Raw genomic sequence first — 26,213 nt, 5'->3', positions numbered from 1 at the left:
TGGCGGCTACAGGCCGATTTCCGCCAGGCGCGCCTTCACGCGCGTGGCCTTCACGCCGGTGTTGGCCGTGCCGCGGCCCTGCGAGTTGCCGCCGATGCCGATGTGGTGCAGCGCCACCACCTGGTTCGTGGCCGTGGAGATGACGGGCGAGCCGGACGAGCCGCCCAGCGTGTCCGCGTCGTAGGAGATGTCCGTGGTGCTGTAGCTGCCGTTGAGCACCTTGCCCGGCGAGGACTTCTTCGTCGGCGTGCAGGACGGCGTCGTGTAGTAGTCGCAGTTCTGGTTCACGACGTACACGCTGTCATTCGTCGCCGCGTTGGTGCCGGAGACGGTGAGGAAGCCGTACACCTGGCCGGGCAGTTGGCCGTTGACGGCCGCGCAGCGCAGCGCCGTCATGTCGTCCGTGCTCCACGTCTTGATGAACGTGGCGCACGAGTACCAGACGCGCGAGGCGGACGCGACGCCGTCCTCGTAGTTGAACGACACGCGCGCGCCCACCGCCTCCGACGCGCTGCCCACGCAGTGGTTGTTGGTGATGACCACGTCGTTGGAGACGAGCCACGCCGTGCAGCGGCTGCCCACCGCCGGGATGGAGAGGTAGCCCACCGCCAGGGACCGGGTGCGCTGCGTGCCCGTGAGGGACGTGGCGCTCACCCAGTTCAGCGTGCCCACGATGACGTTGGACTCCTGCGACGCCAGCGCCTCATTGGGCTCCGCGTCCGGCACGTCCAGGGGCTCCACGGAGCCACACGCCGTCAGGCCCATCACCAGCATCGCACCCACGAGCTTCTTCGCGGCCATCTCTGACTCTCCCCCCGCGCGGCATTGCGCGGCGCGGGTTCCCCAGGCACGCCCCGTGCCAGGACGCCCGCCAGAGGAGACCCGCCGTCACGCCCCCGTGACGGTGGAGCGTGGATGCTCCGTGCAACCCGGTTGCGTTTGTAAAGAAACGTCACGTTCCCCGGCGAATCCCCAGCCATCCCGGGGACTTGCGTGATTTTCATGGAGTGCCGCTTTTGCGGGCATCCGGGGCGCACCCCTGTCCCAGGCGGAGACAGGGGTGGGCAGGGCGGAATTCTTCAGCCGATGATCATGTCCTCGCGCTCGAGGGTGCCTTCCTCGAAGCGGCGGAGGTTGAAGCGGGTGAAGAGCTCGTCGGAGCCGCCGGAGGTCATCCACTGGGCCATCCGCTCCGCGACGGCGGGGGCCATCATGAAGCCGTGGCCCACGAAGCCGGACAACTGGAGCAGGTTGTCCAGGCCGGGGGTGCGCCCGAGGATGGGGTTGTTGTCCGGGGTGACGTCGTAGAGGCCGCCCCACTGGCGCAGCACCTTCACCTGGCCCACGTGCGGGAGCTGCTCCGTGAGGGCCTGGGCGAAGCGCGCCACGAAGCGCAGGGTGCTGCCCATGTTGGGGCCGGCGGGCTCCTTCGGGTCGCCCATGCCGCCGACAATCTCACCGCGCATGGACTGGCTGAAGTACAGGCCGGTGTCGAGCACCGACACCAGCGGCGACAGGAAGGGCTTGAGCGGCTCGGTGCTGAGGATCTCGTGGCGGTGCGGCTCGTTGGGCAGCTTCACGTCCGCCAGCTTCGCGACCGCGGGGCTCCACGCGCCGGAGGCGAGCACGACGGTGTCGCAGGCGATGTCGCCCCGGTCCGTCTTCACCTTGCGCACCTGGCCGTTGCTCGTCTCGAAGCCGGTGACGTTGGTGTACGTCTCCACCTTCACGCCGCGCTTCACGCAGCCCTGCGCGTAGCCCCACAGGAAGGCCCAGGGGAAGATGACGCCGTCCTCCGGGTTGTAGGCCGCCGTCACGCAGTCCTTCATCGTGAGGTCCGGGACGATCTGCCGCGCCTCGTCCGCGGTGATGATGCGCGTGGGCACGCCGTACCTGTTGTGCAGGGCGGCGTTGCGATCCAGGCGGTACGCGGTGTCCTTGCGCTTGGCCAGGAAGAGGTAGCCGCCCTGGCGCAGCCAGACGTTGACGCCCAGCTCGCGCGCGAAGCCCTTCATCAGGTCGATGGAGCGCTTGGCCAGCTCGATGAGCGCCGGGGTGCCCCACTGCATGCGCACGCCGCCGCCGTTGCGGCCGGACGCGCCCGCGCACAGGTAGCCGCGCTCCAGCACGACGACGTCCGTCTCTCCGCGCAGGGCCAGGTTGTACGCCAGCGACAGGCCCATGATGCCGCCGCCGATGATGACCACCTTCGCCTTCTGGGGCACCGGCCCCTCCGGGCGCAGCGCGGACGGGAAGTGCTCCAGCTCCTGGGGCACGCCGCCCACGGGCGGGACGGACTCGTCCACCGGCGCGCTGGCGAGCACGCGCAGCTCCGTGGGGTACAGCGGCGGGCGCGGCGTGAAGGGCACCACGCCCTCCGGCTTGAGCGCCGGGGCCTTCTGCTTGAGCAGCGCGGCCACCGCGGCGTGGCAGCTCTTGCCCTGGCAGATTCCGGTGCCGAAGCCCGTGTAGCGCTTCACCGACTCCACGTCGTGGTAGCCGCGCTCGATGGCGTGCTCCACGTCCGTGACGGTGACGTCCTCGCAGGTGCAGACGAGCGCCTTGCTCATGACAGCCCTCCCAGCAGCGCCCGGGCCGCTCTTGCGCCCATGGCCGCGGCGTCCTTCGCCGTGCCGGGCTTCGCCACGTCGCCCGCGACGAACACGTCCGCCGCCTGCGTGCGCCCGTCCGCGTCCGCCTCCACCCGGAAGTGGCCCGCGTCCGCGTCGAACTCCACCTTCGCGCCGCCCTGGCGCGCCAGCTCGAAGCCCGGCGCCACCGGCACGGACACCACCACCGCGTCGCACGACACCTTCTGCTTGCGCCCGCCCTGGGGCGTGAAGCTCAGCGCCGTGACGCCGCGCAGGCCGTGGGCCTTGAGCCCGTCGCCCACGACGGCCTTGGGGTGCGCGTTCGCGGGCAGCGGGCCCTTCAGGTCCACCACCGCCGCCACCTCCACGCCGCGCTGGGTGAACAGGTGCGCCAGCGCGTGCAGCTCCGGGCCGTGGCCCACCAGCGCCGCGACCTGGGGCGCCACGTCGTGCTTGCGCAGGAGCAGGCTCGCCGCGCGGCCCGCGAGGACGCCGGGCAGGTCGTTGTTCTCGAAGGGGAGGGTGGGGGGATGGCCGCCCACCGTGAGCAGGAAGCGCTTCGCGTAGACCTTGAGCAGCCGCAGGTTCGCGGCCTCCCGCGCGGCCACCGCCAGGTAGCGGCCGTGCTCGTCGTCATACAGGCCGATGACGGTGGCGTCGCGCACCACGCTGCCCTGCGGGAACGCGGTGGCCTCCGGCACGAAGGGCGCGCCGTCCTCCGGGGCGCCGTGGGCCAGCCGTCCGCCCAGGTTCGCGTCGCGCTCGAAGAGCAGGAAGGGCACGCCCTGTCCGGCGAGCACCCGCGCCGCCTCCAGGCCCGCCGCGCCGCCGCCCACCACCGCGACGGAGGTGTGGGAGGTGCGCGGGGGCAGGGGCGCCGGGCCCGCCTCCTTGGGCAACAGGCCCAGGCCGGCCAACTGCCGGGCCACGCGCGCCATCACGTCCTCCGCCACCGGCACGCCCGCGAACATCTCGTGGTGATCCAGCCGCTTGGGGAAGAACCAGTCGATGGTCTCGAAGATGTCCACCTTCGCGGACGGGTACGCGTTCTGCCGCTCCAGCCGCATGCCCTCCTTCGCGGGGGTGCGGCAGGTGTAGACGTTGGGCAGTCCGTCCACGCGCATGAGGCAGTGCGAGCAGGCCGCGGCGAAGCAGTACGGGCCGCGCGGGCGGTGGTACTTCACGGAGCGGGAGAGGACGTTCTCGCCCGCGGCGATGAGGGAGCACGCCACCGGCTCGCCTTCGATGGCGGGGATGCTCTCGCCCTCGAGGTCCACGGTGATGGCCCTGCCGCGCGGGGTTGCGTCTGGGAGGCGTCGCATGGGTGCCGCGCAAAATGGCGCACCCGACGGAGCCGGTCAAAGCCTGTCAGCGCCCGCCCGCCCACCGCCAACACCCGGTCACGACAGCGCAGGTGATGGCGCGCGAGCGTGGGGCTTGTTTGAGAAGGAAAAGCCCCACTCCCGGTGCGCTCGGGAGCGGGGCTTCATGATGCGGTGTGGCAAGCCCGGGTGGCCGTGAGGCCGGGTGCGTCAAACCGGGTTCTCGCTCCGGGGGAAGATGGGCTCCGGCATGCCCCGGCCGCGGTAGCCGAACCGGGTGCGGATGACCGCGCCGAAGGCCAGCGGGGTGAGGATGAGGTTGAGGACCACGCCCAGCACGGGGATGTGGCTCACCAGGAGGATGAGGCCCAGGCCCAGGGCGAGCACCACCGCCTGCGTCTTCCTGCCGCGCAGCACCGGCAGCCGCGTGCCCACCTCGCTGGCGACGGCCGCGTAGCCCAGCGCCGTGCCCAGCATGGAGGCGACCAGCAGGGCGAACGCCACCGGAATGCCGATGAGCGTGACGCACAGGACGATGGTCAGCGGGATGAGGGCCGCCATGCCGACCAGGCCCACCCAGAAGTTGCGGGCGGGGTTGGCGCGGATCTCATCCCCCAGCTCCTTCATGCGCGCCGGGAAGAACATCTGCCCCAGGAAGCCCAGGCCGAAGAGCAGCGCGAACTGGAGGATGAAGGACGCCAGGCCACCGCCGCGGCTGTCGCGGTCGTCATCGTCGTCGTGGTCCACGGACGCGTCATGGTTCTGCACGTCCTGCATGCCGCGCTTGATCTCTCCCGCCACCATGCGGCCCAGGCCCGCGCCGCCGAAGGACTCCAGGCTGCCCTCCACCCTGGCGCCGTCCGCCTTCTGCACCTGGCCGCCGAAGGCGGACACGTCACCCTCCACCTGCGCGTTGGGCCCCAGGATGACGTTGCCGCCGAAGGCGTGCGCGTCTCCCTCCACGTGGCCCTGGATCTCCAGGTTGCCGCCGAAGGCGACCGCGTCGTCCTCCACGGTGCCCTTCACGATGAGGTTGCCGCCGTACACGACGGCGCTCTCCACGGACTCGCCCTCCTTCACCTCCAGGTTCTGTCCGCGGGCCACCACGTCCCGGGCGCCGCGCTTGCCCTTCTTGTGCTTGAAGCTGTCGCGGAAGCTGCGGATCTCCTCGCGGATGCGCTGCTTGGCGGCCTCGGCCTCTTCCTTCGCGGCCTGCTTGGCCTCCTCGCGGGCCTGCCGGGCCTCCTCGCGCGCCTCCTCGCGGGCGCGCTCCGCCTCTTCGCGGGCCAGGGCGCGCTCCTCGGGCGTCGCGTTCGCGTCCACCGCCACGTCGGGCGGCGCGGCGGGGGCCGGCGGCGCGGGCGGGGCGGCGGGGGCGGGGGGAGCGGCGGGCGCCGTCACGGCCGCGCTCCCGCCAGACTCCTTCTCCTTCGCGGTGAGCGGGCGCAGCGTGAAGATGGAGCCGTCCTGCTCCAGGTGGAGCGAGTAGGCGCGGGCCACGGTGCGCAGGGCCTGCTCGGCGCTGATGCCGCGCAGCCGCACCTCCGCGGGGGTGTCCAGGTCGCCGGTGACGACCAGGTTGAGGCCGCCCTTCTCCGCGATGGTCTTGAGCGCGTCCCGCAGCGAACCGCGGAAGCTCACGTCGATGGTGCGGGCCGGCGCGGTGGCGGCGGCGGGGGCCGGGGCGCCTTCCGCGAGCGCCACCGGGGCGCCGAGGAGGAGGGTCGGAAGCAACAGGCGGGGGAGGATCTTCATGGTCACGCTCAGGCTTCGGAGAGGGACGGAGGAGGGGAGCCGGCCAGGCGCTTCAGGCCGAACAGCGACGTGAACACGACGAACGCGACGATGCAGGCCACCGCCAGCCCCGCGGTGCTCCACAGGGCATGCGCACCGCTGAACAGGCCTTCCACGAACGCGCGGCCGTCACGCACGCTGGCCGCGAACGCGGTGCCCATGCGGCCGAGCGCCCGGTCACTGCTGAACAGGACGCCCAGCCCCATTGCCAGGGACGTGAGCAGGATGCACAGGCCCGTCCACACCTCGCGGCGCTGGGGCACGGGGCTCTCCGCGACGCGGGCCATCACATTCACGACCAGCGACGGGGGCGGCAGCGGATCCGCCAGCCGGAACAGGTCGTTCTCCAGCAGGCGGTGGTCCTCCATCAGGGCGGCGCACGCCTCGCACTCCGCGGCGTGGTCCAGGGCGGGGCCCTCACCGGCCTCCAGCTCCGCGAAGAGGACCTCCAGGTCGGGGCAGGGGGTGGGGCTCATCGCGTCTCCTCCTCGGCGGGCGCCATCTTCTTGCGCAGCTTCTCACGGGCCCGGAACAGGCGCGCCATGATGGTCCCGGGCGCGCAGCCCATGATCTGCGCGATCTCCTTCGTGGTGCGCTTCTGGACGTAATAGAGGGCCAGCACCTCACGGTCGTCCACGGAGAGCGTCTCCATGGCGGCCTCCAGCGACTGCCGCTCCTCGCGCGCGATGGCCCCGTCCTCCTGGGACACCTCGTTGCTGGGGAGCACCTCCTTCATGGGCTCCAGCTCCTCCGTGCGCACCTTGGTGCGGCGGCGGAGCAGGTCCAGGCAGAGGTTGCGGGTGATGGCGAGCACCCAGAGGTCGAACGGGCGCGCGTCGTCGTAGCGGTGGAGGTTCTGGTACGCGCGGAGCAGGGCCTCCTGCGCGACCTCCGCGGCCTCCGCCTCGCTCTGCAGCAGGCGCAGCGCCAGGCCGTACACCGGGCGCTGCACGCTGCGCACGAGCGCTTCGAAAGCGGACGGGTCCCCCTTGCGGGCGGCCTGCACGTCCGCCTTCCAGGGGAGCGGGGCGGCGTCCTCAGCCATCAGCATTCCGATGGCCATGGGGAGCGAGTCGAGGGCAAGAGCGTTCACGCCCTGGACTACGGGCACGGCGAAAGGCCATTGCGCCGTGCCCGCTCATCACTTCCGCTTCTGTTTTTTCGCGGACTTGGCGGCGGCCAGGCGCTGCTTTTCGGCCTTTTCCGCCCGCCCTTCCGCCTTCACCTGCTTGCGCTGCTTCTGCTTCGCCCGGAAGCCCAGCGGGATTTCCGGCTCGGGGGCAGGCGAGGGGGCGGCCCGGACCTCATCCAGCTCCGGGAGCGCTTCACGGGGAGCGCGGGCCGGCCGGCCGATGCGGCTGGGGGGCCGTGCTTCCTTGCCCGGCGTGGCGGCACGGCCGTCGCGGCTGGCGGCGGCCGGACGGGCGGGGCGCTCGGACGAGGCCGGACGCGCGGTGCGGGGCGTGGCGCGGTCCGCCAGGGTGCGGTGGCGCGAAGGACCTTCGGAGGCGCGGGCGGCGCTCCGGGCCTCCTCCACGCGGGCCTCGTCGCGCTCGGTGGTGACGAGCCGCGGGCGCTGCGAGGTGCGGATGTCCTCCTTCGAGTCCTCCGTGTACTCGAAGTGGAACAGGCGCTTGATGACCAGCGTGGCGTACGCGCCCGGGGGCAGCGTGAAGGCCACGTTGACCTTGATGTCGCCGCGGTTCACGTCGTCGTTCTGCGTGCGGCCCACGACGAGCTTGTGCGGGAACATCACCAGCGGGCGCTGCTCCTCCTTGAAGTAGAGCATCCGCTCCGCGCCCTTGATGCGCAGGTCGGGGAGCTTGAGCTTCTCCCGGCCCAGCACCCAGGTCATGGCCTCCGCCACCTTCGGGTCCTCGAAGGTGGTGTCCGGCCCCACGAGCGGGAAGGTCTTCTCGCGCAGGATGTGCAGCACGTCCGGGGTCGCGTCCCGGTAGTGCAGGAGCGTGCCGGCCTGGTAGCGCATGGGGAACATGGCCTCGCGCGGCAGCATCAACTGGAGGTAGCGGCGGACGCCCTCGTTCCAGAGGAAGCTCTGGTACTCGAAGAGGATCATCGCCCGGTAGTCCGAGTCGATCTGCAGGAACGCGCGGAGCCAGTCGCCCGGGTGCTCGCGCAGGCTGCGCAGGATGCGGTGGTACTTCTTCGCGCCCTCGAAGGGGACGCGCGCGTCCCAGCGGCCCCAGTTGTCGCGCCAGAAGCCCTTCACCTTGGCGTCCTCGGTGCGGTCCAGGTCCGAGGGGCGGGCGAAGTAGTTGTGCAGCGCGGCCTCGAAGTCGCCCCGGATGAGGTCCTTGGCGATGAAGCCCTGGCCGTGCTTGAGCGCGCCGAAGCGCTGACTGTCGAAGTAGTTCACCACGCCCAGCCGGTTCACCTCCGCCGCGGCCAGGTTCAGCGGCGCCAGCGAGTCGCGCGTGAGGGCGCGCACGGTGACGGAGAAGCGGTTGGAGGTGATGTTCCTGGCGGACAGCGGCTTGTCCGTCCGGCCCAGGAACTTCAGGCGCAGGTCGGGCTCCTGCATGTCCACGTCCGCGCCATCCACGGCGATGATCTGCTCGGTGCGGCCCTGCTTGTCCTTCAGGCCGCAGTAGCTGATGGCGCCGGGCTTCAGGCCGAACGCGTCACGGATTCGATTCACCGCGTCGAAGGTGGACAGCTTCTGCTTGTCCATCAGGTAGACGCGATGCTTTCCGCTGGCGACTTCGTCGAAGCGGTAGGACTCCTTCACGGAGAAGTCCTCGGGTTTTTGCTTGATTCGCACGACAGCCCCCTTACCAGCGTGGACGCGCGGATAGAAGCGTTCGCGCTGCAAATGGGCATAACCTGCAACCCCATGAGAAACCTTCCCGCCCTGTCCCTCCTGGTGCTCGCCGGGCTCGCCGTGGGGTGCGCGACCCCGCTGTCCACCATGCAGACCGCGAAGACGCTCTCACCCGGGCAGGTCCAGGTGACGGGCAGCATGGGGGTCTTCGTCCCGGTGGGGACGCTGGCGTCGGTGGTGGACGTGGGCATCGACCAGGGGCGCGCGGCGAAGCGCGCCATCGAGGAGGACCGGCCCTACACCCTCACGGAGGAGGACCAGCAGCGCCTGCTGACGGCGGGCCTGGCGCTGGTGGTGGCGCCGCCAGGGGTGAACCCGGAGCTGATGGTGCGGGTGGGGCTGCTGGACGGGCTGGACGTGGGCGGGCGCTACAACGGCAACTCGCTGCGCTTCGACGGCAAGGTGCGGCTGGCCCACGGCGGGCCGGGGCCGCGCCGCTCCTATGACCTGGCGCTGGGGGTGGGGGTGTCCAAGTACCTGTTCTCCGGGGCGGTGATGGACGTCCTGGAGGTGGTCCAGTTGGGGGACTTCAGCCGGACCGACGTGGAGGTGCCGCTGTACCTGAGCGCGGAGTACGGCGACGTGTTCAAGCTCTACGGCGCCCCCAAGTACGTCTTCAGCCACACCCGGCTGGACGCCCAACTGGTGGACTTCTCCCAGCAGGGCAAGCCGGTGACGGGCTTCGACGCGAGCCTGCCGTCCACGGTGAACAGCCACTTCGTGGGCTCCACGGTGGGCTTCGCGGTGGGCTACCGGTACGTGCACTTCTACGCGGAGCTCACCGGCGGCTACGTCTTCTGCAACCCCCACATCTTCGGGCAGAAGCGGGACCTGGGCGGGATGACCTTCCTGCCGTCCATTGGCCTGGGCTTCCGCGCCCCCGAGCGCCGCCCGGCCGCGTCCGTGAACCCCGCCACCCCGGGGACGGTGGCCCCGCCCTCCACGTGAGCGATGGGGCGGGGGCGGGGACTGACCGGCCGTGCAGGGCGTTGGCGGCCCGGAACCCGGGGGGCTTCGCGAGCGTTCCTTTGGGGCGGAAGGCTCTGGTAGTGTCCGGGCCGGTGAGGATTCGCGCGTGAACCAGGCACCCGCCCCATTCCCGCCCAGGTCCGGGTCGCACCCGCGCGGGCCGCACCTGACGGGGCGGTTCGCGGACGGGACGTTGGGGGAGTTTCCCCTGGGCCCCACCACGTCGCTCGGCCGCCACCCGTCCAACACGCTGCGGCTGGTGGACCGCGAGGTCTCCAAGGAGCACGCCACCATCGAGAAGGTGGGGCGCGACTTCGTGCTGCGCGACCTGAACTCGTCCAACGGCACCTTCGTCAACGGGCGCCGGGTGACGGGGGAGATGCGGCTGAAGGACGGGGATGAGATCGCCCTGGGCTCCTCGCGGCTCGTCTTCCACAGCGGCGAGGCCGTGCCCGGCGCGGCCAACCCGCCCACGCTGCCGGGCGTGACGGTGGTGGCCAACGCCGTCTCCATGCCGGCCTTCCTGGCGCAGATGGACCAGGTGCCGCAGAACTTCCGGCCCGCCGACCAGGTGACGGACGTGGCCGCGCTGCGCCGGGATTACGAGAAGCTGCGCATCGTCCACGAGTTCCACCGGCAGGTGAGCCTCAAGGGCACCCAGGACGACCTGTTCGAACAGATTTTGAAGGTCGCCTTCGAGCTGCTCGCGGCCGACCACGGCGTCATCCTGAAGGTGGGCCCGGAGGGGGAGTTCATCCCGGCCGCGGTGCACCACCGGCAGGGCAAGCAGGTGAACGTCATGCTGTCGGACACCGTGCTCAAGCGCGTGGTGGAGACGGGCAAGGCGGTGCTCACGGCGGACGCCATCATCGACGAGCGCTTCTCCGCCGCGGAGAGCATCGTGGCGCAGGGCATCCGCTCCGCCATGGCGGTGCCGCTGCTCGTCAACGGCGACATCATGGCGGTGCTGTTCCTGGACAGCCGCCAGCAGATCAACGCCTTCTCGGAGAAGGACCTGACCATCCTCTCCGGCATCGCCGCGCAGGCGGGCATCGCGCTGGAGAACGCGGCCCTGGCGGAGCAGATCCGCAACGAGGCGGTGACGCGCGCGGAGCTGTCGCGCTTCCTGTCCAAGGCGGTGGCGGACGCGGTGATCAACGGCGGCACGGAGGACCTGCGCCAGAGCCGGCTCGCGGAGGTGAGCTGCCTGTTCGCGGACATCCGCGGCTTCACCACCCTGGCGGAGAGCGACTCGCCGCAGGAGGTGGTGTCCATGCTCAACAGCTTCTTCAGCGCCATGGCGGACGTGGTGTTCCGCTACGAGGGCAACCTGGACAAGTTCATCGGGGACTGCGTGATGGCGGTGTGGGGACCGCCGTCGTCGCACCCGGATGATCCGGCCCGGGCCCTGAGGGCCGCGCTGGAGATGCAGGACGCCGTCACGGAGCTCAACCGGCAGCGCGTGCTGGACGGCAAGAAGCCCATTGAAGTGGGCATCGGCGTGAACACGGGCCAGGCCGTCGTGGGCTACATGGGCAGCGCGGAGCGGCACGAGTTCACCGCCATTGGCGACACCGTGAACACCGCGTCGCGGCTGTGCGGCATCGCCAAGAGCGGCGAGGTGCTGGCGTCCGAGGCCACGGTGCGCAAGTCCGGGCCGGGCTTCGACGTGGAGGAGCTGCCGGTGCTGCAGGTGAAGGGCAAGGAGAAGGGCGTGCAGACCTTCCGCGTCCACGGCGCGGAGCTGACCACCTCCACCTCCCGCAAGGTGCGCTGACGGTGCGCCCCCCGGCCATGACGACCACCCAGTCGTGCCCCAACTGCGGCACGGTGCACGACACCCGGGTGTACGTGAGCGGCCAGAAGGCCACGTGCCGCTGCGGCATCCGCTTCGAGGTGCGGCGCGCGGACGTGTCCGGCATCCACCGCCCGGCCGAGCTGTCGGGCATCCGTCCGGCCGGCAGGGACCCGGACGAGGCAGGAAGCGCGGTGACGTTCACGCCGCGCACGGCGGAGAGACCGCCAGAATCGATGTCACCTCCCGCTGCTCCCGGTGTTGGAGCGGGCGGGGAGGACTCGGTGGGACAGGAGATGAGGGCCGGCTCCGTCCCAGGGGGAAACGAGATGAGCATCCCGCGAGCCAATGGCGTGGGGAAGGCGGACGAGGGCGAGCTCCCCGCGGGGGGGCTGCCCGGTGCCGCCGAAGGCCGTGACGCACCCTCCGGGGTGGCCTTGCCCTCGCCGGGCGGGGTGGCGGCGGAGGCCGTGGGGGCCACGCTGGTGCGCCCGGAGTCGCTGGGGGTGAAGGTGCCTCGCGCGCCGGTGAACACGGGGTTCCGCGACATCGAGACCGCGGAGACGGTGCTGACGGGCCAGAAGCCCCAGTTGCCGGGCCTGGAGCTGCTGGAGGTGCTGGGCCGCGGCGGCATGGGCGAGGTGTGGCTCGCGCGCCAGCGTTCGTTGGGCCGCACGGTGGCGGTGAAGATGCTGCCGCCCCGGCTGGCGAAGGACGAGGAGTTCGTGTCGCGCTTCGACAAGGAGGCGACCGCGCTCGCGGCCCTGAGCCACCCGAACATCGTGCAGATCATCGACCGGGGCGTGCAGGGCGAGCACTACTACTTCGTCATGGAGTACGTGGAGGGCCAGTCGCTGCGCCACGCGCTGAGCGGCCGGGAGCCGCTCACGCCCGCGCAGTCGCTGAAGGTGCTGCTCCAGGTGGCGCGCGCCGTGGAGTGCGCGCACGCGAAGAACATCATCCACCGCGACCTGAAGCCGGAGAACATCCTGCTGGACGGGCGGCTGCACGCGAAGGTGGCGGACTTCGGCCTGGCGGGCATCCGCGAGCCGGATTCGGAGAAGCAGCTCACCGCGACCGCGGTGGCCATGGGCACGCTCAACTACATGGCCCCGGAGCAGCGCCGGGACGCGAAGAACGTGGACGGGAGGGCGGACCTCTTCTCCCTGGGCGTAATGATGTACGAGGCGCTCACGGGCGAGCTGCCCGTGGGCCGCTTCAAGCTGCCGTCCGAGCGCGTGCGCGGCCTGGACCCGCGCCTGGACCCGGTGGTGGAGCGCCTGCTGGAGACGGACCGCGAGGCCCGCTACGCCACCGCCACGGAGGTGTGCGAGGCCCTGGAGGCGCTGGTGACGGCCTCGTCGTCGCCGCACGTGGTGGCGCCCGCGTCGGCGCTGGCGCGCGCGCAGCCCTCGCACGTGGCGTCGGCGAAGGCCATCTCGGCCCCCGAGGCCGCGGTGCTGGAGGCGCTCCACGCGGGCTGGGGCCGGGTGCGCACCGGCCTGTCCGTGGTGGGCGGGCTGGCCGTGCTGGGCTTCACGGTGCGCGCCTTCGTGGGCTTCGGGAGCCTGACCGGCACGCCGCTCGCCTCGGACCCGACGCCTCCCGTCATGCACTTCCCGGCCAACACGGAAGGGGAGGTGTTCTCCGGCCTGAAGCTCACGCCGCCCGCGCCCGGGTCGGACGACGCCACCCTGGAGCTGGGCTTCGAGCCGGGCGAGGAGGAGATCAACGTCCACAGCGGCACGTGGACCATGGACCAGGGAGAGCTGCGCGCCGTGCAGGCCGGACGCGAGGCGGACGGCAAGCTGGTGCCGCGCGCGTACCTGGCGCACCGCTACTTCACGAGCGACGACTTCACGGCCGAGGTGCTCATGGACGTGAACCCGCTGGGCAAGCAGTGGTCGGTGGAGGAGGACGGGCAGCACTTCGGCGAGCTGGCGTTCCGCATCCGCGACGTGCAGGTGTCCGTCTTCGCCATCCCCGACGCCGGCATGCGCCTGTCGTGGCGCTACTTCTCTCCGGACGACGGGCATGAGGTGGTGGGCAACAGCGCGGAGGACACCAAGAACCTGGTCCAGGACGAGATGCCGGTGCCCAAGCAGGGCCCCTTCCTGGTGAAGCTCCAGCTCAAGCGGCAGAAGAGCGGCGTGCGGGTGGACGCCTTCCTCAACAAGAAGCTCTTCGCCTCCAAGGTGCTGCCGGGCTTCGAGGGCCGCGTGGGCAAGCTGGCCCTGGGCTGCCGCAACCTGGAGTGCACCTTCGATGACCTGAAGGTCGTGGGGCCGCTGCAGGAGCGCCCCGTGCGCCGCGTGGCCGCCGGCGAGTAGTCCGCCGAGCCCCTCCGCCGGGGGATGGGGCTTGCCGCCCCGTCCGCCCGTCCCCACCTTGCGCCCGCCGGGCTTCCGCGTCGCGCGGGGCCGTTGGTGGCACGCGGGCGGGGGTGGGGCATGGCCGTGGACGTGGACCTGGGGCGCGTGCTCCTGCTGCCGCTCTGTGGCGTGGGCCTGGCCCTGCTGCTCTGGGCGACCTTCACCCTGGGGCGGACGCCCCCGGGCGCGAGGCCCCGCGGGATGCTCGTGGGCTTCGGGGCGCTGGCCCTGGGGCTGGTGCTCTTCGTCCCGTGGATGCGCGGGACGCCGCTGGTGCCCGTGTCGCCGGACGTGCTGGTGAAGGCGCTGGGCGGCGTGCTGCTGGTGCTGGCCGCGGGGGTGTCCGCCCGGGGCGCCCGGGTGCGCCTGCGGGCGGATGCGCTGCGCGGCGCCGCGCCCCTGCCGCTGGATGAGGCGGTGGAGGCCCTGCGCGCGGGGCGGCCCCCGGGCTTCGGCGTGTACCGGGGCCAACTGGATTCGGTGGATCTGCTGACGTCGCCGGGCGGAGTGCCGTGCGCCTTCTACGACGCGGCGGTGCACGCGGTGGGGCCGCATGGCCGCAAGGGGCCGCTGCTGTCGCGGGAGCGCGCGTATTCGCCGGTGCTGCTGCTGAAGGGCGAGCGCACGCGGGCGGCGGTGGGCTTCGCGCCGTCCGCGCTGCTGGCGCCGGTGGAGGTGCGGCGGTGTGCGGCGCCGCCCGCGCTCACCCGGGAGGAGCTGCTGGGGGCGCCCGCGCAGGCGCTGTCCTGGGAGCGCGTGGGCGTCCCCGGGGAGGCGTGCCTGGTGGTGGGGGAGCTTCAGCGCGGGTCCCGCGACGGCACCTACGCGCTGCGCGGGCGCGGCGGGCGTCCGGCGCTGCTGGTGCTGGGGGAGGAGGCCACGGGCACCGGCGGGGTGTTGTCCCGCCGGGCCTGGAGGCACTTCGCGGCGGCCGGGGCGCTGTCCCTGGCCGCCGTGTTCATGCTCGCCCGGACCCTGTGAGGTCCGGGCGGGCCGGTGACCGCGGGACGACTACCCCGGGTCGATCTGGCAGTTGTTCGGGCAGCTATCGCGATCGTTGTTGTTGCCGTCGTCGCACGTCTCACCGAAGTTGTACTGGGTGATGCCGTCGCCGCAGCGGGCGTTCCAGATGCAGGTGAGGCTGCACTTGCCGTAGCCCGGGCCGTTGTCGTTGCCGTTGTCGCACGTCTCGCCCGGGTCGACCGTGCCGTTGCCGCAGGTGGACTTGCACTCGGTGCGCTGGGTCTCGAAGTTGTTCAGGGTCAGCTTGTACGAGGACGCGGACGTGTGGCGCTCCGCCTGGAACACGACGACCTCGTAGATCTTGCCCTTCACCAGGCCCAGGCCGGCCACGGTGGGCCCGTCCGCCAGGGACACCGTGCCGGAGGTGGCGCCGTGCACGCCGCCCAGGTCCAGGGCGAGCTTGCGGTTGATGAACACCCAGACGTCGTCGTCACCCAGGAACGTCAGCACCTCGTTGCCCTTGAACTCGAACCAGTAGCGCGTCTCGCTGGTGAAGCTGAAGTTGCGCGCGGTGCCGGTGTTGTCGTTGAGCTTGTTCTCCTTGCCCAGGCCCACCCAGCCGCTGGCGTCGAGCGGGAAGAAGGTCTGATCATCGAACAGGTAGGAGCCGTTGCCCTGCTTGTTGAGCTTCAGCGTGCCGACCTCGGTGATGTTGACGTTGGGCGTGTCGCGGTACCACTGGTCGAAGGCCGTCTTGCCGTGGGTGGTGCCGGAGGACACGCCCTCCTTCGCGTAGACGGGCTTGCCGTCCGCGCCGAGCGCGGCGAACTTCGCGCCGACGATGCCCTGCTCCGCGCCGTTCGCGTCATTGAAGTCCGGGTGCAGGATGGCGGGGGCCTTGCAGCCCGAGTTCACGCCGCAGAAGTCGCGGTAGACGACGGGGATCTCCACCGAGTTGGGCGGGGACTCCGTGACGCGGACGCAGGCGAAGCCCGCCTCCAACTGGCACGTGGACGAGCAGCCGTCGTTGGAGCGGGTGTTGCCGTCGTCGCACTGCTCGGTGGTGTCACCGGGGAGGATGACGCCGTCGCCGCAGCGGGCCTCGCAGGTGCCGTTCACGCACTTGGGCTCCAGCACGCACAGCGGCGAGCAGCCGTCGCCCATGTCGTGGTTGCCGTCGTCGCACTGCTCGGTGCCTTCCTTCTTGTTGTCGCCGCAGGTCGTCTTCGTGCACGGCTGGCCCACGGTGTCGCACTTGTAGCCCTGCTCCAGGCGGCAGGTGTTGCTGCAGCCATCGCCGTTGGCGGTGTTGCCGTCCTCGCACTCCTCCTCGCCGGCGATGATCTTGTCACCGCACTCGGACGCGCGGCAGCGCTGGCCCTGGAAGGGGCAGCTCCAGCCGGTCTCCACGGCGGAGCAGTCCGCCTTGCAGCCGTCGTTGGACTCGTTGTTGCGGTCGTCGCACACCTCGCCGGCCTCGACGATGCCGTTGCCGCACGCCGTCGCGATGACGCAGGGACGGCCCCACTGGGGGCACTCGAAGCCGACCTCCACCTCCTTGCAGTCGAACGTGCAGCCGTCGCCGCTCACCGTGTTGGCGTCGTCACACACCTCGCCCTTCTGGACCTTGCCGTCGCCACAGACCTGCGGGCCCGGATCGTACGAACCCCCGTCCGGCAGCGTGTTGCCGGCGTCCGTGGAGCCGCCGTCGCCGGTGCCACCGTCCGTGATGTTCGTGCCGCCGTCTTCGTCCGGGTCGTCGTTGCCGGGACAGGCTGTCAGTGCGAGGAGGAGGGAAGCGAGCACGAGGCTCGCGAGCCGGGGGAGCGGGGGGGAATGTTTCAGCATGAAGGGGATGCTGAGAGCCGGTGACCCCACGTGTCAAATGGATCAGGTGTTTTCTCACCCAGCCGGTGCGTAAAAATGCAGAAAGCCCGTACGGGTGGACGGGCTTCCCTGCGGCGTTCCCTGTCTGGCGGGGCTACATCTGTTCCAGCTCCCGACCCTTCGTCTCGCGGATGAACCGGGCGGCGAAGAAGAGGGAGAACACGGCGGCCGCGGCATAGAGGCCGTACGCCCAGCCCAGCCCGAGGGCCTGGAGCGACGGGAAGGTGGCGGACACCAGGAAGTTGGCCAGCCATTGCGCCATGGCCGCGATGGACAGCGCGAGCGCGCGGATGTGGTTGGGGAACATCTCCCCCAGCAGCACCCAGACGACGGGCCCCCACGAGAAGCCGAAGAAGACGACGTAGAGGTTGGCGGCGATGAGCGCGGTGGTGCCGGCGGCGCCCTGGAGCACCGGCTTGCCCGCGGCATCCAGCGGCGCGGTGCCGAAGAGGTACGCCATCAGGCCCAGGGTGAGCGCCATGCCCACGGAGCCGATGATCAGCAGGGGCTTGCGTCCAATCCTGTCCACGAACGCGATGGCCACGAGCGTGGTGAGGATGTTGGTGACGCTGGTGATGACGGTGATGGCCAGCGAGTTCTGCTCGGAGAAGCCCACCGCCTGCCAGAGGACGCTGGAGTAGTAGAAGATGACGTTGATGCCCACGAACTGCTGGAGCATCGCGAGCACGATGCCGATCCACACGATGGGCAGGAACCCGAAGCGGCCGCCCTTCAGGTCCGCCAGGTGCGGCGTGTAGTGGGTGCGCAGCGAGCGGCGGATCTCCGCGACCTTGGACGGCGCGGTGTCCCCTTCGATGTCGCGCAGCACGCCCAGGGCCTCCTGCTCGCGGCCCCTGGCCACGAGGAAGCGGGGGGACTCCGGGATGAAGATCGCGCCCATGCCGTAGAGGAGCGCGGGCGGCAGGCCGCTGAAGAACATCCACCGCCACGCGGTGAGGTCCAGCCAGCCGGGGTTGGAGGCCGAGCCCGCGGCGCGCGCGATGGCGAAGTCCCCCAACAGCGCCATGAAGATGCCGACGACGATGGCCAACTGTTGCAGGGACGCCAGCCGGCCGCGCAGGTGCGCCGGGGCGATCTCCGCGATGTACGCGGGGGCCACCACGCTGGCGGCGCCCACGCCCAGGCCGCCCACCAGCCGCCAGAAGCTCAGGTCCCACAGGGAGAACGCGAAGCCGGAGCCCAGGGCGCTGATGGTGAACAGGGCCGCCGCGATCATCATGGTGCGGCGGCGGCCGTAGCGGTCCGCGATGTGGCCCGCGCCGAAGGCGCCCGCCGCGGAGCCGATGAGCGCGGAGGACACGGAGAGGCCCAGGGCGAGCTCGCTGGCGGCGAACTCCGTCCGCAGGGCGCTCACGGTGCCGTTGATGACGGAGGTGTCGAAGCCGAAGAGGAAGCCTCCGAGCGCGGCCACCACGGAGATGACGATGATTCTGCCGGTGTGGGTCTCTGGCCGTGCGGTGGGCTGCCGGCGCGCCGGGATATCCAGGACATCCGCCATGACGTGCTCCTCCCCCTGGGACGGGCACGTGTCCGGCCCTCGCGGTTCGCACCACGGCCCTGAGGAGAGGTGCCCCTGGTGGGCGCCGAAAGGCACCCCCGGGCAGGCCGCCGCCCCGCTGGCCGCTCGCTGGGGGGCAGGGTTCGGCCTTCCGAGCGCGGTTCGAAGCTCAGCCCTCGTCCGCCAGGCCGTACTCCTTGAGCTTGCGGGCGAGCGTGTTGCGGCCGATCTCCAGCGTGCGCGCCGCGGCGGTGCGGTTGCCCTTCACGGCCTCCAGCACGCGCAGGATGTGGCGGCGCTCCACCTCCGCCAGCGGAAGCAGGAGCGGCGCGTCCGGCGCGCGGGGCCCGGTGGGCCCGGTGCCGGGCTCGGTGGTGGGCTCGGTGGTGGGCCCGGCGGGAGCGAGCGCCCGGTCCAGGGAGGGCAGGGGCAGGTGCTCCTCCTGGATTTCGCCCTCGGAGAGCACCACGGCGCTCTCGATGCAGTTCTCCAGCTCGCGCACGTTGCCGGGCCAGCGGTAGCGCTTGAGCCGCGCGAGCGCGGCGGTGCTGAGCCGGGGCACGGGCAGGCGGTGGCGCTTCGCCGCGGTGGCGACGAAGTGGCGGGCGAGCCGCTCGATGTCCTCCGCGCCGCGCTCGCGCAGCGGGGGCAGGAGCAGCTCCACGACCTTGATGCGGTAGTAGAGGTCCTCGCGGAACCGCCCCTCCGCCACCATGCGCGGCAGGTCGCGGTGGGTGGCCGCGACGATGCGCACGTCCACCTTGACGGCCTGTGTGCCGCCCACGCGCTCGAACTCGCGGTCCTGCAGCACGCGCAGCAGCTTGCCCTGGACAGCCTGGGGCAGCTCGCCCAGCTCGTCGATGAAGACGGTGCCGCCGTCGGCCGCCTCGAACTTTCCGGGCACGCGGTGGTCGGCGCCGGTGAAGGCGCCCTTCTCGTGGCCGAAGAGCTCGTTCTCGATGAGGGCGGCGGGCAGGGCCGCGCAGTCCACCTTCACGAAGGGCTTGTCTCGCCGGGGGCCATTGACGTGGATGGCGCGCGCGAAGAGCTCCTTGCCGCAGCCGCTCTCTCCGCGCAGCAGCACGGTGGCGTCCGTGGGCGCGGCCTTCTGCACCAGGCGGTAGAGCGCCTTGAGCGGCGGGGCTTCACCGATGATGCGGTTGAAGAAGTAGCCCACCGGGGCCTGCGGCTGGTCCTTCGCGCGCTGGAGCTCCTGGTAGAGGCTGGTGCTTTGAAGCGCGGTGCTCACCTGGGCCGCGATGTCGGTGAGCTTCCGGGTGTCCTCCTCCGTGAAGGGGCCTCCGCCCAGGCGGTTGAGCACCTGGAGCACGCCGTACACGGCGCCCGCCGCGTCGCGCAGCGGCACCGCGGCCAGGCTGATGGTGCGGTAGCCCGTCATCCGGTCGATGTCCGCGAAGAAGCGGCGCTCGCCGCGCGGATCCGGCACGTGCACGGGCTCGCCGGCCTCCGCCACGTAGCCCGCCACGCCCTGGCCCAGCTTCACGCGGATCTGCGCGACCTCCGGCAGGTGGGCCGCGCGGCTGAACAGCTCGCGGCGCACGGGGTCCAACAGCCACAGCGTGCCCCGGTCCGCCTGGAGCGTGATGGCGATGCGGTCCACGAGCGTCTGGAGGAAGGCGTCCAGGTCCACCTCGCGCCCGACGAGGCCGCCAAGGGGGAGCAGGACCTGGGACACATCCGGCGGGGACGAGGGCATGGCGGCGGGCAGCGGCGGAAGTGAGAAGGGCGCTGGAGACAGTCTATCGCACGGCTCCGGGCTCGCGGCGCTCATGCGCCCGCCGCGCGGCCCAGGAGCATGCGCTGGCCTTCGCGCGCGGGCTCGGTGAAGGGGAACAGGCCGCGGGCCTCCTGCGCCATGTCCTCCAGCAGCTCGTCCGCGTGGGACGGGTCGTGGTGGAAGAGGAAGAGGCGCCCGGCGTGCAGGTCCTTGGCCACCTTGGCCGCGTCCATCATCGTCGAGTGGCCCCAGCCCTTCTTGGACATGCCCTTCCTGCCCTCGTACTCGTCGGGCGTGTACTGCGCGTCCAGGCACAGCGCGTCCGCGCCCTCGAAGTGGCGGGCCACGTCGGACGTGAGGCGCTCCGGCAGCTCCACGTCCGTGGCGTACACGAAGGAGTGGCCGTCCGCCTCCACGCGGTAGGCCATGCACCCGTCCGGGTGCGGCACGTCGATGGGCGTCACCTTGAAGGGGCCCACCTCCACGGTGCGGCCGTGCAGCGCGGCGCCGAAGGCCATCCTCGAGCGCATGGTGGACAGCGGCACCGGGAACTGCGGCGGGCGCATCTGCTGCGACAGCGTGGACTCCAGCGCCTGGGCACCGTTCGCGCCGGGGCCGTACATCGTCAGTGACGTGGTGGGCAGGTACGCGGGCGTGAAGAAGGGGAAGCCCTGCACGTGATCCCAGTGCAGGTGGGAGAAGAACATCGTCGCCTTCTGCGGCGCGCCCTCGCGCATCATGACCTCGCCCAGCGTCCGGATGCCCGTGCCCGCGTCGAGGATCAGCCGCTCGCCCTGGCTCGTCACCTCCACGCACGCCGTGTTGCCGCCGATGCGCGAGCCCGACACCGCGATGCTGCCCCGAACGCCAAAGAAGCGGATTTCCATGGTGAGTCTCCTGATGCTCCGACACCCGCTGGGGGCGCCCTGACGTGGAGGGGACAGAGCACGTCCGGTGCCAGCGCCAAGGGGCTGGAATCATTGGAGTCTTGGGGGGAGGGCGGGGCGGGCCGCTCCATTCTGGGGCGCCCCGGATGGGGCGGGCGGTCCAAACCGGCGCGGCCCCGCGCCGTGGGGGATTCCTGGTAGACCCCGGGGCCATGCCGACGATTGCGTTCTGCACCATCAAGGGGGGCGTGGGGAAGACGACCCTGTGTTCGCATGTGGCGGCGGCGCTGGCGGACGCGGGCCACCGGGTGCTGCTGTTGGATCTGGATCCGCAGGCGCACGCGTCGCTGGTGCTGGGCCTGGAGACGCGGGAGGGCCCGTGCGTGGCGGACGCGTTCGGGCCCCGGCCGAAGCACAAGCTGGATGAGATCGTGGTGGCGTCGCCGAAGCGGCCGGGGTTGTTCATCGCGCCGGGGGCGCCGCGCATGGCGGCGCTGGAGCGCGAGCTGTTCGGCTGGGGCCACCGGCTCCAGGCGATCCCGCGCGCGATGAAGACGCTGTCGTGGACGCCGGACGTCATCGTCGTGGACACGCCGCCGAGCATCGGGGCGTTCACGGAGGCCGTGCTGTGCTTCGCGGACGTGGTGGTGGCGCCGGTGCCCACGGGCGCGTTCGCGTTGCAGGGGCTGGGCGAGATTGAGACGGCGTGGCGCGACGTGCGCGAGGAGGGCGGCCAGTTGGTGGCCGCGGTGAACCTGTGGGACCGGCGCACGCCCGCGACCAACGTGGCGATGGAGGAGGCGCTGAAGGACGTGACGGTGCCGGTGCTGAAGGCGCGCGTCCCGCGTTCGGAGGCCATCAACCAGGCGGGGCTGGGCTACGAGGTGGTGTTCGACGTGAGCCCGAACGCGGCGGGCGCGGAGGAGCTGCGCGCCATGGCCCGCGAGCTGGCGAAGCTCGCGGGGCTGAGCTGACGCGCGAGATGCCTCAGTCCGCTTGTCCGATGGACCCCGTCCGCAGGGGGCCGGCGAGCCGGTAGGTGAGCAGCGCCACTCCCCTGGGCGTGATCCGGGACGCTTCCAGCCGCATCATGTGAGGCTGCGTCCCCGCTCCGAAGAGGCGCCGGCCGCTGCCAATCGTCACGGGGATGACGTGCAGGTTCAGCACGTCCACCAGGTCATGCGCCAGCAGGGTCTGCAGCAGGCCACCACTGCCATGGACCTGAAGTTCGCGGCCGGGCGAGGCCTTGATGCGGCGCACCGCCTCCACCGTGTCGCCCTCCAGCAGCGTCGAGTTCGTCCAGTCCACGCGGCGCAGCGTGGTGGACGCCACGTGCTTGGGCAGCGTGTTGAGCGACCGGGCGATGGGGTTGTCCGGGGCCGTCACGCGCGGCCAGTAGCTGGCGAAGATGTCGTACGTGCCACGCCCGAGCAGGAACGCGTCCGCCCGGCTGAAGATGTCGACGACGTGCGCGCCGAGCTCCTCGCTGGAATGGGGCTGCACCCAGCCGCCATGGGCGAAGCCGCCGCTCGTGTCCTCGCCCGGGCCTCCCGGGGACTGAACCACTCCGTCCAGCGTCACGAACTCCGTCACCGTCAGCTCCATCGTCGCATCCATCCCTTCCGGGCGATTCATTCGCCCGTCCATCTTGGCGACGAATGGCCCGGGCGTGGATCGACATGCCCGTTCAGACCGGTGCCACCCTTGGGAAAGGCGTGCGCTGGCTCAGGGCGTGGGCAGTCCGGGTGCCAGCGCCGAGCGGACGTTGGCGTCGGTGAAGCTCGTGCCCCAGACGGCGTTGAGCTCCTGGGCGATGAAGGCGGCACCCGGCTGGAACGTGCCCTGCGAGGGCTCGAACATCAGCACGCGCGGGTCGGTGAGCTCCTGCAGGCGGGGGACCACGTCGCTCACGTCGCGGCCCTGCTCCTGGGCGGCGCGCACGCCTTGCAGCCACGTGCGCACGGTGCCCTGGGCATGGGGGACGTAGAGAGGCTGCTCCGCCGCGCCCAGCGTCACGTAGAGGTGCCCCAGGCTCAGCGTGATGACGACGCTGCCGTGCCGGGTGAGCAGCGGCCCGTGGTCCGGCGGCAGGGTGTTCCAGTCCACGGCCGGGAGGTTCTGGAGGTACAGGGGCGTGAAGCGCCGCGGGTCCTGGGCGACGAGCGCGCGCGTGTGCTCCACCGGGATGAGCGTGTCCCAGTCGTCGTGGAGGATGAGGAACGGCGTCTGGAGGGTGCTGGCCAGGTGGGCGGCGGTCCAGCGCGTGTAGTCCGTGCCAGGGGTAACCGGGTCTCCACCGGTGGTGGCGTAGATGCGGCGGAAGTAGGGCTCGAAGAACTGCTGGTAGCGCGAGCGCATCGCCGGGTCGCTCACGCGCGCGGGCACCCACCGGCTCACGTAGTCCACCTCCGCGGCGAAGTCGGACAGCGGGGACAGGGCGACGCCCACGGCGGGCACCACGGTGGAGGGGGCATCCGCCGCCGCGTAGAGCGCCTCGTAGCCGCCCCAGGAGCCGCCGAAGATGCCGATGCGGCGGGTGTCCACGTTGGGGGCCTGGGCCAGGAAGCGCATGCCCGCGTTCATGTCGTCGCGGTCGTTCCGCAGGTCTCCGCCCGCGTAGAAGCGGCCGAAGACGGCGAGCACGCCGAAGTCATGGGCCAGGTGGATGAAGGCCTCACCCGCGATGATTTCGGGAGTGGTGGGCGTGAACGCGATGGGCGACGAGCCGGGCCCGTAGTGCGGCTCGCTGTCGTCCGGGTGGATGCCGGCGCCGCGCGCGGCCCACTTCGCGTCCACGGCCTCACCGGTCCAGGCGATGCCGTCATAGGGCTTGGTGAGCACCACGGTGGGGGACACGCCCGCCTTCCGGGGCGGGAACCACTGCGCGTAGGTGGCGGCGCGGCCGGGGACCTCCAGCTTGAGCAACTGGTAGGGCCAGGTCTGGCCCGCGGCGCTGTACTCCCCTGCGCCGAGCTGCGTCACCTGGACCGAGCTCGGCTCCGCCGGCGTTTCTTCCGGGAGCTGACAGGCGTTGGTGGACGGACTGGGGTTGCTGCAGCACGCGGTGGGGAGGGTGCCCAGGAGGGAGAGGGCCAGGAGCGTGGTCGGGAGCAAGCGCATGCCCCAGCAGACACCGCGGCGCGGAATTTCTGAAAGCGTCCCCGTCCATTCCGGACGAGGATGGTGGCGCATGGACTACCAGGCGGTGTTGGCGGAGGTCTGGGATGCGGTGCGGCCGGTGCTGGGGCAGGGCCGCGTGGCGACGTACATCCCGGCGCTGGCGGCGGTGGACCCGCGCCGTTTCGGCATGGCGCTCGCGACGGTGGAGGGGGACGTGTACGGCGTGGGGGATTGGCGCGAGCCGTTCTCCATCCAGAGCATCTCCAAGGTGTTCACGCTGGCGCTCGCGTTGTCGCGGGACGGGGACGCGCTGTGGAAGCGCGTGGGCAAGGAGCCGTCGGGCAACCCGTTCAACTCGCTGGTGCAGTTGGAGTACGAGCAGGGCATCCCGCGCAACCCGTTCATCAACGCGGGGGCGCTGGTCATCACGGACCGGTTGCAGCGGCTCACCGGCGATGCGCGCGGCACGCTGCGGGACTTCTTGCGCGCGGAGAGCGGCAACCCGTCCGTGGACTTCGATCCGATCATCGCCGCGTCGGAGGCGGATCACGGCCACCGCAACCGCGCGCTGGCCCACTTCATGGCGAGCTACGGCAACATGGAGAGCGCCGTCCCGGAGGTGCTGGAGCACTACTTCTGGCAGTGCTCGCTGGCGATGAGCTGCGCGGACCTGGCGCGGGCCTGTGGCTTCCTCGCCCGCCACGGGCAGCGCGCGGACGGGTCGAGGCTGCTCACGCGCAGCCAGGCCAAGCAGGTCAACGCGGTGATGCTCACCTGCGGCACGTACGACGCGGCGGGGGAGTTCGCCTACCGCGTGGGACTGCCGGGCAAGAGCGGCGTGGGCGGAGGCATCATCGCCGTCATCCCCAACCGCTGCGGCCTGTGCGTGTGGAGCCCCGGGTTGGACGCCCGGGGCAACTCGGTGGCGGGAGTGGAGGCGCTGGACCGGTTCACGACGCTGACCGGCCTGTCCATCTTCTAGAGTCAGGCTTCAGCGCAGGCCGTCCAGCAGCGTGGCCAGCTTCTGGGGCTGGGACGCGAAGGGCGAGTGCGACGAGTCCAGCGTGTCCACGGTGAAGGTGTTGCCGGGTGTGAAGGCGTCTGCTTCGCGGATCATCAGGTCCTGGAGCGCGGGGACCAGGGCGCGGTCCTGGGCGCAGCGCACGTAGCTGCGTGGGATGCGACCCCAACGCTCCTTCGTGGCGCCGGCCTTGCCAACCCACAGGGACACCGGGATGTCGGGCGTGAGCGTGAGCGCGAAGGGCAGGAAGGCTGCTTCGTCCACGTCATGGTAGAAGCCCGCGCGCAGGGCCTCCCGGTACGCCGCGTCGCCGCGAGGATTGATCCGCACCGCACCCAACTTCGCGGCGTCGCCGATGAAGAGCGCTGCGCTGTAGGGCGTGTGGGCCTCGGGCAGGGCGCCGTAGCCGCTGGCGCTCTGGAGGCGCAGCGGGACGTAGGCGCTCAGGTACACCAGCCGGCCAATGAGGTGCGGGGCCTTCTCCGCTGCGCGGGTGATGACGGTGCCGCCCGCGCTGTGACCCACGAGCACGGGCTTTGGACCGCCCTGGAGCTTCTCCAGTGCCGCGATCACCGCGTCCGCGCAGTCGTCCAGCGTGACGTCGGCCAGAGGCGAGCGCTCCTCCTTGAAGCACTCCGCGTCGCCCGTGAGGTAGGACGCGGGGAAGCGCGCGTTGAGGCCGTGGCCGGGCAGGTCGATGGCCACCACCTGGTGCCCCTTCGCGGAGAGCGCTTCGGAGACGCGCGTCCAGTGCAGTGCGTTGTGCCACGCACCATGAACCAGGAGGAACGTCTTCGGTTTGCGCGGCGTCTTCGTGGGCGTCGCCGCACGGCTCAGGACAGGCAGTACCGCCGAGCCCAGCAGGGCGGTCTTCATCACGTCACGACGGTTCATTGACGTCTCGTTCGTTGGAGGGAAGCAGGGCCATGAGCCGCTCGCGCAGGCGGGCGAGGTCGAAGAGCTGCCGCTCCACCTCCGCCAGCCGCTCCCGGTGGGCGGCGAGCGCGTCCGGGCAGATGGCGTCCGTGACCTGCCGGAGCATGCAGGGCGGAAAGGTGGCGATCTCCTCCAGGGAGAAGCCCAGGCGGATCATCCGAGCGACCTGTATGACCTGGGGGACAGCGACCTCGTCGAAGTCGCGGTATCCGTTGTCTCTGCGGTGGGAAGCGAGAAGTCCCGCCTTGTCGTAATGGCGGATCGACCGCGCGCTGCTGCCCGTGCGCCGGGCGAGTTCTCCGATGTTCATCTTGCGCTCCTGAAGCCGGATGCCAGGACCCCCAACGTCCATGAGGCCCCCTCCCGGCCGACTTGTTCCAAACCTGTCCGACAGGAGGTCTGCGCGGAATAGCGAGGCCAGTTGGCCGGCTGCCAAGCGACAAGGGGGACAGGAGCT

At 71.3% G+C, this 26,213-nt stretch carries 21 protein-coding genes; 6 read left to right on the top strand and 15 right to left on the bottom strand.

Translation table 11 applies throughout. The features are described from left to right. Positions 1 to 6 precede the first annotated feature (6 nt). From K8612_RS35685 to truD, 7 genes are all read right to left on the bottom strand, one after another. The gene (locus K8612_RS35685; RefSeq protein WP_223740184.1) at positions 7 to 801 is read right to left on the bottom strand and encodes a serine protease; all 795 of its coding nucleotides are present in this window, start codon (positions 799 to 801) and stop codon (positions 7 to 9) included. A 278-nt stretch (positions 802 to 1,079) separates the two neighbouring features. Then, positions 1,080 to 2,570, bottom strand: a complete 1,491-nt coding sequence (locus K8612_RS35680) for an FAD-dependent oxidoreductase (RefSeq protein WP_223740183.1) — start codon at positions 2,568 to 2,570, stop codon at positions 1,080 to 1,082. Continuing rightward, a complete protein-coding gene (locus tag K8612_RS35675) occupies positions 2,567 to 3,913 on the bottom strand; it encodes a 2Fe-2S iron-sulfur cluster-binding protein (RefSeq protein ID WP_223765528.1) in 1,347 nt (448 codons plus the stop codon). The genes K8612_RS35680 and K8612_RS35675 overlap by 4 nt, the downstream gene beginning before the upstream one ends. 210 nt (positions 3,914 to 4,123) lie before the next feature. After that, a complete protein-coding gene (locus K8612_RS35670) occupies positions 4,124 to 5,668 on the bottom strand; it encodes a polymer-forming cytoskeletal protein (protein WP_223765527.1) in 1,545 nt (514 codons plus the stop codon). An 8-nt stretch (positions 5,669 to 5,676) separates the two neighbouring features. Continuing rightward, the gene (locus tag K8612_RS35665) at positions 5,677 to 6,183 is read right to left on the bottom strand and encodes a hypothetical protein (RefSeq protein WP_223740180.1); all 507 of its coding nucleotides are present in this window, start codon (positions 6,181 to 6,183) and stop codon (positions 5,677 to 5,679) included. Next, entirely contained in the window at positions 6,180 to 6,752 is a 573-nt protein-coding gene (locus K8612_RS35660) for an RNA polymerase sigma factor (protein ID WP_223740179.1), read from the bottom strand. Before K8612_RS35660 ends, K8612_RS35665 begins: the two co-directional genes overlap by 4 nt. 96 nt (positions 6,753 to 6,848) lie before the next feature. Next, positions 6,849 to 8,489 (bottom strand): tRNA pseudouridine(13) synthase TruD, encoded by a 1,641-nt coding sequence (truD, locus tag K8612_RS35655; RefSeq protein WP_223765526.1) that lies wholly within the window; start codon positions 8,487 to 8,489, stop codon positions 6,849 to 6,851. Between the two features lie 72 nt (positions 8,490 to 8,561). Between truD and K8612_RS35650 the strand changes: the two genes are divergently transcribed. From K8612_RS35650 to K8612_RS35635, 4 genes are all read left to right on the top strand, one after another. Continuing rightward, positions 8,562 to 9,497, top strand: coding sequence for a DUF1778 domain-containing protein (locus tag K8612_RS35650; RefSeq protein ID WP_223765525.1), 936 nt, complete (start codon positions 8,562 to 8,564; stop codon positions 9,495 to 9,497). Between the two features lie 127 nt (positions 9,498 to 9,624). Further along, on the top strand, positions 9,625 to 11,295 hold the full coding sequence (locus K8612_RS35645) for an adenylate/guanylate cyclase domain-containing protein (protein ID WP_223765524.1): 1,671 nt from the start codon (positions 9,625 to 9,627) through the stop codon (positions 11,293 to 11,295). A 17-nt stretch (positions 11,296 to 11,312) separates the two neighbouring features. Continuing rightward, on the top strand, positions 11,313 to 13,643 hold the full coding sequence (locus K8612_RS35640; RefSeq protein WP_223765523.1) for a serine/threonine-protein kinase: 2,331 nt from the start codon (positions 11,313 to 11,315) through the stop codon (positions 13,641 to 13,643). 120 nt (positions 13,644 to 13,763) lie between these two features. Further along, positions 13,764 to 14,666, top strand: a complete 903-nt coding sequence (locus K8612_RS35635) for a hypothetical protein (RefSeq protein WP_223765522.1) — start codon at positions 13,764 to 13,766, stop codon at positions 14,664 to 14,666. Positions 14,667 to 14,696: 30 nt separating this feature from the next. On the opposite strand, the gene K8612_RS35630 is transcribed toward K8612_RS35635, so the two are convergent. The 4 genes from K8612_RS35630 to K8612_RS35615 all read right to left on the bottom strand — a co-directional run bounded on the left by K8612_RS35630 (position 14,697) and on the right by K8612_RS35615 (position 20,679). Beyond that, positions 14,697 to 16,496 (bottom strand): DUF4215 domain-containing protein, encoded by a 1,800-nt coding sequence (locus tag K8612_RS35630; protein ID WP_223765521.1) that lies wholly within the window; start codon positions 16,494 to 16,496, stop codon positions 14,697 to 14,699. Positions 16,497 to 16,629: 133 nt separating this feature from the next. Next, positions 16,630 to 18,054 (bottom strand): sugar porter family MFS transporter, encoded by a 1,425-nt coding sequence (locus K8612_RS35625; protein ID WP_223740172.1) that lies wholly within the window; start codon positions 18,052 to 18,054, stop codon positions 16,630 to 16,632. 169 nt (positions 18,055 to 18,223) lie between these two features. Further along, a complete protein-coding gene (locus K8612_RS35620; RefSeq protein WP_223765520.1) occupies positions 18,224 to 19,846 on the bottom strand; it encodes a sigma 54-interacting transcriptional regulator in 1,623 nt (540 codons plus the stop codon). Further along, entirely contained in the window at positions 19,843 to 20,679 is an 837-nt protein-coding gene (locus K8612_RS35615) for an MBL fold metallo-hydrolase (RefSeq protein ID WP_223765519.1), read from the bottom strand. The genes K8612_RS35620 and K8612_RS35615 overlap by 4 nt, the downstream gene beginning before the upstream one ends. Before the next feature lie 212 nt (positions 20,680 to 20,891). Between K8612_RS35615 and K8612_RS35610 the strand changes: the two genes are divergently transcribed. Then, the gene (locus tag K8612_RS35610) at positions 20,892 to 21,653 is read left to right on the top strand and encodes a ParA family protein (protein ID WP_306799782.1); all 762 of its coding nucleotides are present in this window, start codon (positions 20,892 to 20,894) and stop codon (positions 21,651 to 21,653) included. 13 nt (positions 21,654 to 21,666) lie between these two features. On the opposite strand, the gene K8612_RS35600 is transcribed toward K8612_RS35610, so the two are convergent. Next, entirely contained in the window at positions 21,667 to 22,314 is a 648-nt protein-coding gene (locus tag K8612_RS35600) for a dihydrofolate reductase family protein (RefSeq protein WP_223765518.1), read from the bottom strand. A gap of 90 nt (positions 22,315 to 22,404) precedes the next feature. Then, complete coding sequence (locus tag K8612_RS35595; protein ID WP_223765517.1) at positions 22,405 to 23,799, bottom strand: S9 family peptidase; 1,395 nt, start codon at positions 23,797 to 23,799, stop codon at positions 22,405 to 22,407. Between the two features lie 70 nt (positions 23,800 to 23,869). Between K8612_RS35595 and K8612_RS35590 the strand changes: the two genes are divergently transcribed. Next, positions 23,870 to 24,781 (top strand): glutaminase, encoded by a 912-nt coding sequence (locus K8612_RS35590; RefSeq protein ID WP_223740165.1) that lies wholly within the window; start codon positions 23,870 to 23,872, stop codon positions 24,779 to 24,781. 9 nt (positions 24,782 to 24,790) lie between these two features. On the opposite strand, the gene K8612_RS35585 is transcribed toward K8612_RS35590, so the two are convergent. Together K8612_RS35585 and K8612_RS35580 are read right to left on the bottom strand one after the other, a co-directional pair. Next, complete coding sequence (locus K8612_RS35585) at positions 24,791 to 25,714, bottom strand: alpha/beta fold hydrolase (RefSeq protein ID WP_223765516.1); 924 nt, start codon at positions 25,712 to 25,714, stop codon at positions 24,791 to 24,793. Further along, positions 25,701 to 26,066 carry a MerR family transcriptional regulator gene (locus K8612_RS35580; RefSeq protein WP_223765515.1) on the bottom strand — a complete coding sequence of 122 codons (366 nt, stop codon included), beginning with the start codon at positions 26,064 to 26,066 and terminating at the stop codon, positions 25,701 to 25,703. The genes K8612_RS35585 and K8612_RS35580 overlap by 14 nt, the downstream gene beginning before the upstream one ends. Positions 26,067 to 26,213: the final 147 nt, after the last annotated feature.

The sequence above is a fragment of the Corallococcus sp. AS-1-6 genome, assembly GCF_020037015.1.
Lineage (GTDB): Bacteria > Myxococcota > Myxococcia > Myxococcales > Myxococcaceae > Corallococcus.
Note: the sequence above shows the minus strand (reverse complement) of the source record. Positions and strands in the feature narration are given on the sequence as shown.